The sequence below is a fragment of the Loktanella sp. R86503 genome (assembly GCF_042466455.1).
Lineage (GTDB): Bacteria > Pseudomonadota > Alphaproteobacteria > Rhodobacterales > Rhodobacteraceae > Loktanella.
In genome coordinates, this window is the sequence record NZ_JAXHCI010000002.1 from 43,346 (window position 1) to 57,841 (window position 14,496).

The window sequence follows — 14,496 nt, forward strand, 5'->3', positions numbered from 1 at the left end:
CAGCCCTACCAGCAACCGCCTAGCTCGGATAATCACGCACAAAGGCCCAGCTGTCGCCCTCCGACAGGTCCGCATCAAACTGGTATCCACCAGTCGCAAAATCCTTGATCCCATCCGGATCAGTGACACGCTGCGTGACCAAGAAACGCGCCATCGCACCGCGGGCACGTTTGGCGAAAAAGGACACGACCCGCGGCCGTCCCTCTTTCACCTCCAGAAACTGCGGGGTGACCACGCGCAATTTCAGCGCCTTGCGGTCCACCGCACCAAAGTATTCCTGACTGGCACAATTCACCAATACATTTGTCCCGACCTCATCGGCCCGCGCATTCAGCGCCTTGGCGATGCTGTCGCCCCAATAATCATAAAGGTTCGCGCCCCGGCGGGTTTTCAACCGCGACCCCATCTCCAGCCGATAGGGCTGAATGCCGTCCAAAGGCCGCAGAACACCGTAAAGGCCTGACAGGATACAAAGCCGCTCTTGCGCGATGCTGATATCCTCGGGCTCCAGCGATGCTGCATCCAGCCCGGTATAGGTGTCGCCATTGAACAGCCAGGCGGCAGGTTTTACCGCCTCTGGTGCGGGATCGGCGCTGAATGCCTTGAAACGGTCGCGGTTCAGCTTTGCCAGATCTTCCGACAGTTTCATCAGGCCCCGCAGCTCTGCCAATGTCAGCCCGCGCATGGTTTTTGCCAGCCGCAGGGCGTCATTGGCGAACAGAGGCTGTGTCGGCGCAAGGTCCACGGGGGATAGGTCCAGCGATTTGGCGGGCGAGATGGTGACGAGCATGGGGCCTCCGGGCAGGTTTGGCGTGGTTCTAGCACTCCAGCCGGCGGATACCACCCGGCACCGATGTCGCAGGTCAACGCCGGTTCGCAGTCATCTGGGCCACATAATCCCGCAACATCCCGGCACGGCGCGGGCGAAAGCTGTCATCGGTCAAATTCGCAGTGGTGATGCGGTCCGCCATGAACTTGCGAAAATCCTGCCGCAGGACACACCACGCCAGCACCATGATGCCACGATCAAGATAGACCATCGCCAGTGGTAAAATGCGCCGATCCGAAGCAGCCCCGGTCGCATCGACATAGGCGATATCCAACGCCAGCTCGTCCCAACAGGCCCGGCGGATCAGCGACAGATCGGCAGCGGGCTGGGGCGGGCGTTCGACCCGCCGCACCATGATCGCGGCATGCTGCGCCTGCCGCTGCATCCGGTCGGGAAGCGTGGCGATAATCTTGCCCAGCGCCGTATCCGCCGCCGCTGACAAAGCCGGATCGCCACGATGCTGCGCCTCGGCCAGCCCCAGCACCAGCGCCTCGATTTCCTCTTGGGTAAAGGTCTGGGGCGGCAAGGCGGTGTCTTCGGTCAGGGTATAGCCATATCCCGGCGCGCCATCGATCAGCGCACCGCCGCGGCGCAACGTGTCAATGTCTCGGTACAGCGTGCGCGGCGACACTTCTGTTTCTGCCGCAAGCCGCGCAGCCGTGACCGGCGGCGGCAAACGCCGCAGCGCATCGATAAGGCGAAACAGGCGATCAGTGCGGGCCATGATGATCCTGACGGAAACTGACAGTAGTGCTGCACTTATAAAGGGCCATCACACAGCACTTGAAAAGGAAAAACCATGCTGACGCTTTATCACGCCCCCTTCACCCGCTCGACCGGCATCATCCAACTGTTGATGGCGCTGGATGTGATGGACAAGATTGATATCCGCATCGTCGATATCGTAAAGCAGGACGGAAGTGGTGCCCCCGACCCGGCCAACCCCCACCCCGAAGGCAAAGTGCCACTGCTTGTCCATAACGGCATCGCGATCCGCGAACGCGCCGCCATCATCCAATACCTGACAGAACTGTTCCCAAGCCCCCTTGCCCCCGCTGCCGGCGATGCAAGCCGCGGTGCCTATCTATCCTGGCTGGCCTATTACGGTGCCGTTTTGGAACCCGTGATGGTCACAACCCTGCTTGGCCTTGATCACCCCGGTCTGCACAGCAATTTCCGCGGCGCGCACGAGCTGGGCGACGCCCTGACCGCCGCCCTGACCGATCAGCCCTATTTGTTGGGTGATACCTTCTCCGCCGCCGACCTTCTGGTCAGCTCTCCGTTCCAGTGGATGCCGTCCTTTGCGCCGCAAGCACGGGTCGTGCAGGACTGGCTGGCGCGCTGTCAGGCCCAGCCCAGCGCACAGCAGTCAGCGGCCTATGACGCCAAGCTGGCCGCTTAACCGTCCGACAGGACTACCAGAAAGGCATCGCCAAAGCGTTCCGCGTGGCGATCACCGATCACGCGGGCCACGGCACCACTATCGGCGCTGCGCAGTTGGGCTACCTTGGCCAGCTGCGCGGCGCTACAGCTCATCGGTTTGTCCAAACCGTCCGGCCCCCGCGCCAGATCCGCCTGCACAGCCAGCAGGCGATCATAGACTGCACCCTCACTGCGCCCCGCAAGCTTCAGCCGCGCGGGGTGCACCTCGTCTACGGCACCGGCGATAACCTCCAGAAACGCACGGCCATAGCTCTCCAGCTTTTTGGCACCGACGCCGCCGATGCGGGCCATCTGGTCCAAATTAGCGGGCTTGCGTTCTGCCATCTCGATCAGGGTCTTGTCGTTGAAAATGATATAGGCAGGGCCGCCCGCCGCCTCTGCCAGTGCCCGGCGCTTGGCCTTCAACGCCGACAACAGCGGCGCATCTTCCTCGCTGACCATGGCGCGGACGGCGGGGCTGAACTTGGCGTTCGTGATCGTATCTTTGCGCAGCGTGATCTTTTCCTCGCCCTTCAGGATCGGGATGGCGACGTCGGTCATGCGTAATGCCCCATGCCGCGCCGGATCAGGGCGAAACAAATCGCGCCCCATCATCTGACGGAAAATCGCCTGCCACTGACGTTTGTCGTATTCCTTGCCAACGCCGTAGGTCGGCAGCGCATCATGTCCGCGTTCGCGGATCTTGGCCGTATCCGCGCCCATCACGATGTCGATCAAATGGTTCGCGCCGAACCATTCATCGGTCCGCAGGGCGGCGGACAAGGCCATGCGCACAGGCGTCGTCGCATCGAACAACTCCGCCGGTTTGTCGCATAGATCACAGTTGCCACAGGGCTTCGGGTTTTCGCCAAAATATTGCAGCAGGTTCAAACGGCGGCACTCCAGCGCCTCCGCCAGCCCAAGCAGCGCATTCAGCCGCCCATGATCGGCTGCGCGCCGTTCCGGCGGGGCAATCCCCTCGTCAATCTGCTGGCGGCGATAGCGAATATCTTCTGGACCATAAAGCGTCAGTGTCTCCGCCGGCTCGCCGTCCCGACCGCCGCGCCCGATTTCCTGATAATAACCTTCAATTGACTTGGGCAGATCGGCATGCGCAACCCATCGAATATCCGGCTTATCGATACCCATGCCAAAGGCTACGGTCGCGGTAACGATCAAGCCATCCTCTTGCTGGAACCGCCGCTCCACATCACGGCGCGCTTCCGCATCCATGCCGCCGTGGTAATAACAGGCCGAATGCCCCGCCTGCCCAAGGGCCTGCGACAAGGTTTCCGTCTTCGCCCGCGTACCGCAATACACGATGCCGGACTGCCCCTTTCGCGCGGCGGCAAAGCCTAAAATCTGGTTGCGCGGATTATCTTTCACGGCAAAGGCCAGATGGATATTCGGCCGGTCAAACCCGCGCAGAAATGTCGCCGGTTGCTGCCCGGCGAACAGCTTTTGAATAATCTCGACCTGCGTTTCTGCATCGGCTGTCGCGGTAAAGGCCGCCAGCGGCACATCCAGCATCTCGCGCAGCTCGCCGATACGCAAATAGTCCGGGCGGAAATCATGCCCCCACTGACTGACGCAATGCGCCTCGTCCACGGCAATCAGCGTGACATTCGCCTCGCGCAACATGCGCTGGGTGCCAAAGGACGCCAGCCGCTCCGGTGCCATATACAGCAGCTTGAGCGTGCCCGCCGCCAGCTGCGCCCAGACCGCGTCCGTCTCTTCCTCGGTATTGCCAGAGGTCAGCGCACCCGCCGCCACACCCGCCGCCTGCAACCCGCGCACCTGATCGCGCATCAGCGCAATCAGCGGGGATATCACGACGGTCACACCGGGCCGCACCAAGGCAGGAAGCTGGAAACACAGTGACTTACCGCCACCCGTCGGCATGATCGCAAGGGTATTCTGCCCCGCCACCACGGCATCCACGATCTCTTCCTGACCGGGACGAAACCCGTCGAATCCAAAGACATCGCGCAGCAGCGTGTCGGCCTGCATCTGTACCATAACCCTCTTGTGCCTGAGGCCGCACAATTTCATGCCGGGAATCTGTAAACAAGTCCCGAACGCCACACTGCAAGGCAATGTGATTCCCATTCATCTGGCCGGATAAACTCCCCCCGGAGGGTCCGCGCCCGCCCCGTCCACACCGTTGCCATCAGGGGCGCAACCGCTTAACCCAACGCCAAAGACAAGGAGCCGCACGATGGGTGAAATCACGCTGGTCCGCCACGGCCAGGCTAATTCCGCAGCCACGACAGAGGCCGAATATGACCGCCTCTCTGATCTGGGTCACAAACAAGCTGCCTGGCTGGGCGCATGGATGCGCGAACATGACCGGCCTTATGATGTCGTGCTGTCCGGCACGCTGCGCCGCCAGCGCGAAACCATCGCGGGCCTTGGCTATGCCGACGCGCCCAGCGATCCGCGCCTGAACGAAATTGCCTATTACGACCTCACACACGAGATGAAGGCGAAACACGGCACCGAACGCACCAGCCCGGACGATTTCGTGACGCATTTCCCGGCGACTCTGACCGCATGGCGGGCCGGTGAAATCGGCGGGGCCGAATATTACGACGACTTTCGCCAGCGCGTGCGCGATGTGATGGCGATGGCGGCCCAGCCTGGCAAACGCGTGCTTTGCGTGTCGTCAGGCGGGATCATCGCGCAGGCGATTTCCGACGTGCTGGGGCTTGATATTCCGCAAATGTCCCGTGTCGCCTTGCCGATCCTGAACACCAGCGTGCACCGCATTCAGGTCACCGATCACGGGCCGCTTTTAACCTGCTACAACAGCGCCCCCCACCTGGACACCGCCGCCCGGGCGGACCAGCGCACATTCTACTGAAAGCCGCGCCAATGTTGACCCTGCATTACAATCCCCTGACGATTTCCGCCGCGACTGCCATCATCCTCGAAGAACTGGAGGTCCCATATACCCCTATCCTCGTCGACTTTCGCGAAAGCGCGCAGCAATCGCCCGCCTATCTTGCGCTGAATCCAAAGGGACGGGTGCCGACGCTGCAAACGCCGCAGGGCGTGTTGACCGAAACCGGCGCGATCCTTGAATACCTTGCAGCCCAGCATGGCCCCCATCTGATCCCCGCCGTACCCTTTCAGGCGGCGCGAATGCGGGAAACGATGTACTACCTCGCATCCACCGTGCATGTGAATTATGCCCATGCCATGCGGGGGCCGCGTTGGGCGGATCTGGAATCTTCCTAGGCCGATATGACGGCTAAGGCACCGCACACGATGGCGGCATCGCTGGCCTATCTTGAAGGGCATCTGGACTACGCCCCCTTTGCCATCGGCAACAGCCTGACGCTGGCCGATCCGTGGCTTTTCGTGCTGACGGAATTTGCGACCCGCCTGCAGGTGGACATCGCGCAGTTTCCCAAACTGTCTGCACACCACCTGATGATGAACGACCGCTATGCGGTCCGTAACGCCCGCGTGAAAGGCATGATACCATGACACATCTATGGGTCCGCGCTGAAAGCCGCGACCACGAGGCTCGCGTCGGCATCATGCCCGACGGGGTCGCTGCGCTGATCGCGGCAGGCCTACGCGTCACGGTCGAACACAGCGCCCAGCGCATCGTTCCCATTGCCGACTACGCCGCCGCAGGTGCCGAAATCGCAGCGGAAGGCGCATGGGTGGACGCCCCCCTTGATGCGCTGATTTTCGGGCTGAAAGAACTGCCCGCCGATGGCACGCCTCTGCGCCACACCCACATTATGTTCGGTCACGCCTACAAAGGCCAACCCGACGGGCGCATCCTGCTGGACCGTTTCAAATCGGGCGGCGGCCGCCTGCTTGATCTGGAATATCTGACCGATGACACAGGCCGCAGGGTTGCGGCCTTTGGGTATTGGGCCGGTTACGCTGGCTCAGCAGTCAGTCTGATGTGCTGGATGGCGCAGCAGCAGGGTCGCGTCATGGGACCGGTCCGCGCGGTGCCAACGCAGGCTGACCTGCTGGCCGATCTGCATGGCGAAATGGTTGAAATCGCCGCCCCCGCCCCGTCTGCGCTGATCATCGGTGCGTTGGGGCGGGTCGGCACGGGCGCGGCCGATCTGTGCCGCGATATGGGCGTCGCTACGACTTTGTGGGACATGTCAGAAACAGCCAGCGGCGGTCCCTTCCCGCAAATCCTGACGCGGGATCTGTTCTTGAACTGTATCCTTGCCCGCCCCGGCACGCCGGTTTTTGTGCCGGCCAGCGCAAAGACGGCAGAGCGCAAGCTGACCGTCATCGGCGATATCGCCTGCGATCCGGACAGCGACTTTTCCCCCATCAAGGTCTATGACCGCGTGACGACCTGGGACGCACCGGCACTGCGGGTGCATGACGCGCCCGTGCTGGATGTTACGGCTATCGACAACCTGCCGTCGCTGATGCCGCTGGAAAGCTCTGCCGATTTTGCGGCGCAGCTTTTGCTGCACCTCGGCGCGCCCGGATCTGACGTCTGGGCCCGGGCGTCAAAACTGTTCGATCAGGCGATCGCTTAACCCTTGGGGCGGAAAATACCGTAATAAGCCCAGTCCGGCAGGAATTGCCCCAAGCGGAACAGCCAGGAAAACACCATCGGAAAGCTTTTCTTAAAGCTTTCCGGATTATTCATATGCTCGAAGATGGCGGTCGCCGCCTCTTCGGGTTCCATGATGAAAGGCATATTGAAGTCATTCTTGTCGGTCAGCTGGGTTTTCACGAAACCCGGATTGACCACCTGCACATTCACACCAGTCTTGCGCAGATCAGCATACATACATTCCGCCAGCGACATGACGGCAGCTTTCGACGCGGTGTAACCAATCGTGCCCGGCAGACCGCGGAATGCGGTCAGGCTGGATGTCACGACGATGTGGCCTTGATCGCGGGCGGTAAAATCATTGATGACACTGCCCACCACGCGGGACGCGCCAAGATAGTTGATATTGGCCATCGCCTCTGCCTGCTTGTTGTCCCAAGCGGTAGATTCCATCGGCCAATAGACGCCCGCCAGATAGACAACGCCGTCGATCTCTCCGACCTGTGCGCGGGCGGCTTCGACCGCGTCCAGATCGGACACATCGACGGTGACATAACTGGCCTTGCCGGGCAGTTCATCGACAAGCGACTTGAGGCGATCCTCTGACCGGGCAGAGACGACGACTTCGACACCGACACGGCTTAGTTTATGCGCAAGTGCGCGGCCCAGACCTTCGCTTGCACCTACGATCCAGTATTTTTTGCCTTGCCAGTCCACGTCGCACTCTCCTGTCTTTGTTGTCTTTACAAATAGGTTCGGGTCAGGCGTCCTCAAGCCGGGTGGCTGATAAGAGCGCAATTGCCAGTAATTTGAGCGCGCAGGGCACGCCCGCATAAAGCCACGTCAGCAGGGTCAGCGCCTGCGCCGCGCTGTCGCCGCCGGACCGAAAGCCTGCCTGTTCCAGCAAGGGTAGCAGCAAGGCCGCGGCAAAGGCCAGTGTCAGCTTGTTAACCAATGACCATAGCCCGAAGCCCTGCCCGCCATTGGGCGACACTGTCGACATGCGCCGCGCGAACATCGCGGGCAGCAGCGTCAGGTCGGCACCAATGGATGCCCCGGACAGGACGCAGACCACGGCAAAGGCAACTTGATCCCCCGCACCCAGGCACAGGGTATATCCGAAGGACAGCACCGCCAGCGCCATCGCCGCCAGCAACACAGGCTTTGACCCGAACCGGGCCGCCAAGGCGGACCAGACGGGGGATGACAGGGCCGCGGCAAGGAAGAACAGGACAAGCAAGGGACCTTCCCATCCCGGGGCTTGCAGGCGACTGTCGACGTAAAACAGGAACAGCGTGGATGATACCGCCAGCGGCGTCGCGTTGACCAAGGCCAGCAGCAGCAGACGGCGGGTGATGGTGTCGGACAGGATCGTGCGGATCGGCGTCGCCTCTGCCACAGTGCGGCCCTGCCATTCGGTCCACATCACGGCGGCAGCCAGCAATGCCAGCGCCGCAAAGCCCCAGGCAAATACGGCAAAGGGGGCGGCAACGGTGCCCATCAGAAACGTCGGCGCGATGGCGGCGGCACAGATGCCCAGCAAGGCCCCCGTTTCGCGCCAGGCTGCCAGCCGCACATGGCCATCTGCGCCCGCCTTCGCGATGCCTTGGGCGTAAAAGTTGATGGTCAAAAATGAAAAGGCGCTGAATAGCGCGGTGACGGTCAGGCCGAACCACCACAGCGGCGCAATGGGCGGCGGCACGGCAAACAGGCTTAACATGGCTGCCGCCAACAGCAGCACGCCTGATGTAACCGCCCAGGCCTTGCCCTTGTCCAGCCGTTCGCTGATCCAGCCCAGCGCCGGGTCCTGCACCACGTCCACCAGCCGCAACGCCGCCAACAACGCGCCAAGGGCCGTCAGGCTGACGCCGTAGGTATCGGCATAGTATTTTGGTGCGTAGATATAGATAGGCAGTCCCGCGGCATTGATGATCGCCGCGAACAGCGCAAAGGCGGGCAGCCGGGTCATGTCACGTCGTCGGTTGGTGGTTTCGTCCAGGGTCGAAAGGTTGCGCCCTTCCACCACAGCTTGATCGCCTGCCAATGGATTAGCGCCAACACGCGGCGAGAGCCGAAAGGGCGGCGCAGGATCGCCTTGATGATTCCACCGTTGGTCAGCGGCTTGCGCGCACCGGTCAGCGTGGCAATTAAGCCACCTGCGCCGCGGGTGTAGTCGATGCGCACATCGACTGAAGCCGGTGAAATATCAAAATGGAACACATATCCACCTTCGATTGGCTGGAAAGGTGAAACATGGAATATCTTATCCGCCGTCAGCGGCACGCCCTTTGTAATCGGCGCAAGGTTCGCGCTGCGGCACAGGTAACAGTGGCGGTCGCCAAAGGTATTGCCAACCTCGGCAATGACGCAGCGCAGCACGCCGGCGTCATCATGGATCAGCCAAAAGCTGACAGGATTAAACACATGCCCCAGCACGCGCGGCTGCGCGAGCAAATCGATCCGGCCCGTCAGTGCGATTTCGTTCGCGGCCAGCACGGCGCGGACCCATGCCGCCCCGGTGCCCCCCTTGATCGCGCCGCCATGATCGCTGTCATGAAGCGACATCACACCGCCAGCATTGCGCCCGAACAGAAACGGGGTAGGCACCTCTGCCTCTGCATCGCAGATTACGTAGTCGATCGCATATCGAAAGGCGTTCTTGACCGCACCTTTGCGGCTGTGGAACGTATGCCCCGCGATATGATCGATCCTGGTCATTGGGCGGCCAGCTCCTGCCGCTTTGCCGCGTTCAGGGCTGTGACAACGTCATAAGCCGACGACAGGCCATCCTCGTGAAAGCCGTTTTTCATCCAAGCGCCGCAGAACCACGTCCGGTTAGCACCGTTCAAGGCGCGGGCCTTGTCCTGCGCAGCCAGCGCGGCGGTGTCATAGACGGGGTGGCGCAGGCTGGTCTGATCCCAGATTAGTTCTTCGCGGATTGTCCGCGTCGTGTTCAACGTCACCATGTAATCGGTTCCGGTCAGCCACGGCTGCAGCGAGTTCATCCAATAGGTCAGATCAATCTGGTCGCTGCGCTTTTGCGCGGTTTCCGTATAGATCCAGGATGCCCAAACCTTGCGCCGCTGGGGCATGATCGCAGTGTCGGAATGAAGCACGATACTGTTCGCCTGATACCGCACGGCCCCCAAAATCGCACGTTCATCCGGCGTCGCGTCCGCCAGCAAGGACAGTGTATCGTCAGAATGGGTGGCAAAGACGACCTCGTCGAAATCTTCCCACTCTGCCCCGATGGCGCGGACCTGCGCCCCCGCCGGGGTGCGCTGCACAGCGCCGATGGGCGCACCAAGGCGCACATCCACGCCGCGCTGTTCCAGATCGTCGCCCAGACGGCGAACGTATTGGGTGCTGCCGCCTTCAACCGTGTACCACTGGTGTTGGCCGGTGGCCCCCAGCAGCGCATGGTTGTCGAAAAATTTCAGCAGCGCATATGCCGGAAAATCAAGGATCTTTTCCTTGGGCGTCGACCAGATCGCGCCGGAAAACGGCAGCAGATAAAGATCGCGGAAATAGTCAGACAGCTTTAGCTTTTTAAGCAGCCCGCCGATGGTCAGGTCCGTATCCTGACAGGCGGCAAGGCCATGCTTGTTGAAATGCAGCACGTCGCGGATCATGCGCAGAAAATAAGGGTTCGCCGCGTTGCGGCGCTGCGCGAACAGCGCATCCAGCGAGGTCAGCGCATATTCCAGCCGCCCGCCGTCAAAGGACGCCCCAAAGCTCATGTTGCTTTTGACAACAGGCACCGACAGGTGGTCGAACAAGGCCGTCAGATGCGGGTAGTTGGCATAGTTGAACACGATGAAACCGGTATCGACCGGCGTGTCCTTTTGCGGGCCGGCCATACGTGTGCGGGCATGGCCGCCAAGGCGGTTGCCTGCTTCGAACAACACGACGCGGTGATCGCGGGCCAGCGCATGCGCCGCACCCATGCCTGAAATGCCCGCCCCGATCACTGCGATCTTGCGGGGCAGATGTGTGGAAGTCTCAAATGGCATTACAGGCTCCGTCTCGGGCTTTGGCATGTGTCATGACACATGCCACGCAGGGGCGGGACAAAAGGTTTCAGAAATTCTTGTGGTAATCTGTCGCAGGCTTAGTTCCAAGCAAGCGGCGTCAGCACGCTGCCCCGCCCCATAAAGCCATCGCCGTTGCGATCCAGGTAGAAATCGCGCCCAGCATAAGCACCGCGCACGACATACTGGCCGCCTTCCAGCGTCAGTACGCCAGCCGCGCCGCTGGAAGAGCCGCCACAAACCGCTTTGCCGCCCTGACAAGGCACGAGTTTAAAGCTTTGGATCGTTCGCAGCGGGTCGGTGTCGCGCACCAAGACTGTCACCGCGGCACCGTCTTCGAACGGCGTATCGGCAAAAGCGTCGGTAAAGGCGGCACCGGTTGCGTTCGGCGCATCGGATAGCGGACCGGTGCAGGCCCCAAGCAGCAAGGCGGCAAGGGTCGTCAAAGCGTATTTCATATCGCGTTCCTTTCGGGCTTGGCGTCAGTCTTGGCCGCTGACCTGCGCTGGCGCAAGAGGCAAAGGGTCACTTCTGCCCTCTGGCGACAGTTCCTCAAAATCGAAATTGTCCAGCCTGTCGGCGCGCTTGCCTGCTCGCGTCGCAGCGGTCATCACACCGGACACATCTTCGCTTGCCTGTCGCAAATGCAGTTCCAGTTTGCCAGCCCGTTCACCGATCAGTTCCACATCACGGTGCAGCAGCTTCAAGTTCTTGCGGATTTCGTTAGTGTGGGCGCGCATGCGTGCGTCTTTCAGGATGGCCCGCATCGTGTTCAAGGTCGCCATGCAGGTCGTGGGCGACACGATCCAGACCCGCGCATCAAAACCCGCGCGCACCACCTCTGGCAGGCGGGCATGCAGTTCGGCATAAACCGCCTCTGATGGCAAGAACATGATGGCACCGTCTGCCGTCTCGCCCTCGATGATGTATTTTTCGGAAATCGCCTTGATATGCACCCGCACCGCCAGCCCCAGATCGCGCAGGGCCAGCTTTTGTAGCTCTGGCGTTTCAGCGCGGGACAAGGCTTCGTAGGCTTCGAACGGAAATTTGGCGTCGATGACGATGGGTCCCGGCGGATTTGGCAAATGCACAAGGCAGTCGGCCCGCTTGCCGTTCGTCAGCGTATGCTGAAGCGTATAGCTGTCCGCCGGCAACGCCTTGGACACGATGTCGGTCAGCTGAATTTCGCCAAAGAGCCCCCGCCGCTGCTTGTTCGACAAGATATCCTGCAAGGACAGCACATCGCCTGACAGCTTTTCGATATTGGACTGCGCCTTGTCGATAGTGGCAAGCCGTTCCTGCAGTTCGATCAACTGCTTGGTGGATTTTTCAGAACTGCCGGTCAGCGTTTCCTTCATCCGCTCTTGCAGATCGAACATGCTGCGTGCGGATTTCAACGCGTTGTCCGCCAGCTTTTCCGCCATCTGTGCATTGACCTGCGCCAGACGCGTTTCCATCGTCTGAATGATACGCATCTGCGCCGCCCCCTGCGCATCGCTGACGGTCTGGATGTTGCCCGCAAGCTGGCTTTGACCGTTGCCCAGCGCCTGCATGTAATCGCCAAGCTGCCCCAGTTGCGCGGCCAGTGCATCGACAGTTTGCGTCGTCTGCGCCGCGCGGCGGGCGGCGGCGATCAGCAGCCAGAACAGGAGCATCAGCGCAAAGGCAGCGAACAATGCGGCCAGCACCAACGGATCGGTCAGATCAACGGTCAGCGTCCCGATCTGGATCATGTGCGCCCGAACAGCCGGTCGATATCTGCCATCGACAGTGTGATCGACGTGGGCCGGCCGTGATTGCACTGGCCGGAAAGCGGGGTTGCCTCCATCTCTCGCAGCAGGGCATTCATTTCCGGCCCGGACATGCGGCGCCCTGTGCGTACAGAACCGTGGCAGGCCACCCGCGACAGGATTGCATCAATCCGCGCCTGCAGCGGGGCGGTATCGCCGCCGTCCTGCAGGGCATCCAGCACGTCCAGCACAAGGCGGCGGGCGTCAACAGTCCCGAGGATCGCAGGCGTTTCGCGCACCGCAATCGCGCTGCCACCAAAGGGTTCAATCACAAGCCCAAGGCGCGACAAATCTTCAGCCGCTTCAAGCAAAAGGGCTGCTTCTGTCGGCGTCAGATCAATTATTTCCGGAATCAGCAGCGCCTGGGCTGCGACGCCGCTATCCGCCATCTGCGCCTTTAGCCGCTCGTAGACCAGCCGTTCGTGGGCCGCATGGGCGTCTACGATAACAAGGCCTGCTTCGGTCTGGGACAGAATGTAGTTTTCGTGCAGCTGCGCCCGCGCAGCACCAAGCGGCAGGTGCTGCGGTTCTGGCGCGGCACTGGTGTCCGGCTCCGGCTCGATCCGGGCAGAGGGTTGTTCGGCGAAGCCCGACTGGAATGTCATTGACGCGGCAGTAAAGCGGGGCGCGGCAGAGGGTCGGTCCATCTGATAGATGCGCGGCGCGGCCGCAGGTGCAGGCGTCGCAGCCATTGCGCCCAAAGCGGCATGGCCGACAGTGGACGAACTGCGGTGCCCGGCCCCGGCCAGCGCATGCCGGATCCCAGAAACGATCAGCCCGCGCACGCAGGCCGGATCGCGAAAGCGGACCTCTGACTTGGCGGGGTGGACGTTCACATCAACCAGCGTCGGGTCGCAGTCGATAAACAGGCAGGCGACCGGATGCCGGTCGCGCGACATCACATCCATATAAGCGGCGCGCACGGCACCCAACAGCATCTTGTCCCGCACGGGGCGGCCATTGACGTTCAGATACTGCGCGACGGCAGCCCCTTTGGAATAGGTCGGCAAGGCCGTAAAGCCGGTCAGATGAAAGCCGTCGCGTTCGGCATCCAGCGGCAGGGCATTGTCCGCAAAATCGCGCCCCAGCACAGCCCGCAGCCGCCCGCCGAGCGCGTCGAACATATCGCCGGTTTCACCGTCGGCGCGGAACAAGGTGCGCGTATCGCCCCCCGTCGCATCGCGCAGGATCAGGGTGACAAAGGGTTCTGCCATAGCAAGGCGGCGGATCACATCCACAACGGCCTGTGTTTCGGCGCGATCCGTGCGCAGAAACTTCAGCCGCGCCGGCGTCGCATAGAACAGATCTGCCAGATCGACTTGCGTGCCCCGCGCGCAGGCAGCAGGACGGACGTCACCCATACGGCCACCCGCGACATGGACGCTGGCGCCCTCGTCACTCGCGCGGCTAGTGATTGTCAGCCGTCCGACAGCGCCAAGGGATGGCAGGGCCTCTCCTCTGAAGCCAAAGGAATGGATATTCAACAGGTCGGTGCCGTCAATCTTGGACGTGGCATGGCGCGACAGGGCAAGTGGCAGATCAGCTGCCGCAATTCCGCAACCGTCATCGACGACACGGATTAGCGTCTTGCCGCCATCGGCGATGGTTACATCGATCCGCGTCGCACCGGCGTCAATGCTGTTTTCGACCAGTTCTTTCACGGCAGAGGCAGGTCGTTCCACAACCTCGCCCGCGGCAATGCGATTGATTGCGGATTCGTCCAGTTGACGGATCACGGGACGCGTATCTTGGCGTATCTGGGGGAAAGCGGTTTGCATGCCACAACAGATAGCAGTCGGCCCCCGATTCTGCGAGGGGCAAAACCGGACCGCCCTGTCCCCGCCAAAGAATTTTCATGAAATTCTTTGGCGGTTC

15 protein-coding genes are annotated in these 14,496 nt (G+C 61.7%); 5 read left to right on the plus strand and 10 right to left on the minus strand.

Features of this window, described 5'->3' with window-relative positions; translation table 11 throughout:
• Positions 1 to 19: 19 nt before the first annotated feature.
• Together yaaA and SJY10_RS01225 are read right to left on the minus strand one after the other, a co-directional pair.
• Entirely contained in the window at positions 20 to 790 is a 771-nt protein-coding gene (gene yaaA, locus SJY10_RS01220) for a peroxide stress protein YaaA (protein WP_386679196.1), read from the minus strand.
• Positions 791 to 863: 73 nt separating this feature from the next.
• A complete protein-coding gene (locus SJY10_RS01225) occupies positions 864 to 1,553 on the minus strand; it encodes a helix-turn-helix transcriptional regulator (protein WP_386679197.1) in 690 nt (229 codons plus the stop codon).
• A gap of 75 nt (positions 1,554 to 1,628) precedes the next feature.
• Here SJY10_RS01225 and SJY10_RS01230 point away from each other — a divergent pair, with 75 nt between their 5' ends.
• Positions 1,629 to 2,231, plus strand: a complete 603-nt coding sequence (locus SJY10_RS01230; protein ID WP_386679198.1) for a glutathione S-transferase family protein — start codon at positions 1,629 to 1,631, stop codon at positions 2,229 to 2,231.
• On the opposite strand, the gene recQ is transcribed toward SJY10_RS01230, so the two are convergent.
• Positions 2,228 to 4,261 carry a DNA helicase RecQ gene (gene recQ, locus SJY10_RS01235; protein ID WP_386684438.1) on the minus strand — a complete coding sequence of 678 codons (2,034 nt, stop codon included), beginning with the start codon at positions 4,259 to 4,261 and terminating at the stop codon, positions 2,228 to 2,230. The two genes, SJY10_RS01230 and recQ, sit on opposite strands and share 4 nt — an antisense overlap.
• A gap of 208 nt (positions 4,262 to 4,469) precedes the next feature.
• Between recQ and SJY10_RS01240 the strand changes: the two genes are divergently transcribed.
• Genes SJY10_RS01240 through SJY10_RS01255 form a run of 4 tightly spaced genes read left to right on the plus strand, consistent with a single transcriptional unit; the run spans position 4,470 to position 6,780 of the window.
• Entirely contained in the window at positions 4,470 to 5,114 is a 645-nt protein-coding gene (locus SJY10_RS01240) for a histidine phosphatase family protein (RefSeq protein ID WP_386679199.1), read from the plus strand.
• Between the two features lie 11 nt (positions 5,115 to 5,125).
• The gene (locus SJY10_RS01245) at positions 5,126 to 5,491 is read left to right on the plus strand and encodes a glutathione S-transferase family protein (RefSeq protein WP_386679200.1); all 366 of its coding nucleotides are present in this window, start codon (positions 5,126 to 5,128) and stop codon (positions 5,489 to 5,491) included.
• 6 nt (positions 5,492 to 5,497) lie between these two features.
• Positions 5,498 to 5,743, plus strand: a complete 246-nt coding sequence (locus tag SJY10_RS01250) for a glutathione binding-like protein (RefSeq protein ID WP_386679201.1) — start codon at positions 5,498 to 5,500, stop codon at positions 5,741 to 5,743.
• Positions 5,740 to 6,780, plus strand: coding sequence for a saccharopine dehydrogenase (locus SJY10_RS01255; protein ID WP_386679202.1), 1,041 nt, complete (start codon positions 5,740 to 5,742; stop codon positions 6,778 to 6,780). Before SJY10_RS01250 ends, SJY10_RS01255 begins: the two co-directional genes overlap by 4 nt.
• On the opposite strand, the gene SJY10_RS01260 is transcribed toward SJY10_RS01255, so the two are convergent.
• The 7 genes from SJY10_RS01260 to mutL form a co-directional block, all read right to left on the minus strand.
• Positions 6,777 to 7,517, minus strand: coding sequence for an SDR family NAD(P)-dependent oxidoreductase (locus SJY10_RS01260; RefSeq protein WP_386679203.1), 741 nt, complete (start codon positions 7,515 to 7,517; stop codon positions 6,777 to 6,779). The two genes, SJY10_RS01255 and SJY10_RS01260, sit on opposite strands and share 4 nt — an antisense overlap.
• 43 nt (positions 7,518 to 7,560) lie before the next feature.
• Positions 7,561 to 8,769, minus strand: coding sequence for an MFS transporter (locus SJY10_RS01265; RefSeq protein WP_386679204.1), 1,209 nt, complete (start codon positions 8,767 to 8,769; stop codon positions 7,561 to 7,563).
• Positions 8,766 to 9,518, minus strand: a complete 753-nt coding sequence (locus SJY10_RS01270; protein WP_386679205.1) for a DUF1365 domain-containing protein — start codon at positions 9,516 to 9,518, stop codon at positions 8,766 to 8,768. The genes SJY10_RS01265 and SJY10_RS01270 overlap by 4 nt, the downstream gene beginning before the upstream one ends.
• Positions 9,515 to 10,813, minus strand: a complete 1,299-nt coding sequence (locus SJY10_RS01275) for an NAD(P)/FAD-dependent oxidoreductase (protein ID WP_386679206.1) — start codon at positions 10,811 to 10,813, stop codon at positions 9,515 to 9,517. Before SJY10_RS01275 ends, SJY10_RS01270 begins: the two co-directional genes overlap by 4 nt.
• A gap of 98 nt (positions 10,814 to 10,911) precedes the next feature.
• Positions 10,912 to 11,289: a hypothetical protein gene (locus SJY10_RS01280; protein WP_386679207.1), complete on the minus strand. Its 378-nt coding sequence runs from the start codon at positions 11,287 to 11,289 to the stop codon at positions 10,912 to 10,914.
• A gap of 24 nt (positions 11,290 to 11,313) precedes the next feature.
• The gene (locus tag SJY10_RS01285; RefSeq protein ID WP_386679208.1) at positions 11,314 to 12,564 is read right to left on the minus strand and encodes a DNA recombination protein RmuC; all 1,251 of its coding nucleotides are present in this window, start codon (positions 12,562 to 12,564) and stop codon (positions 11,314 to 11,316) included.
• Positions 12,561 to 14,399: a DNA mismatch repair endonuclease MutL gene (mutL, locus tag SJY10_RS01290; protein ID WP_386679209.1), complete on the minus strand. Its 1,839-nt coding sequence runs from the start codon at positions 14,397 to 14,399 to the stop codon at positions 12,561 to 12,563. The genes SJY10_RS01285 and mutL overlap by 4 nt, the downstream gene beginning before the upstream one ends.
• Positions 14,400 to 14,496 lie beyond the last annotated feature (97 nt).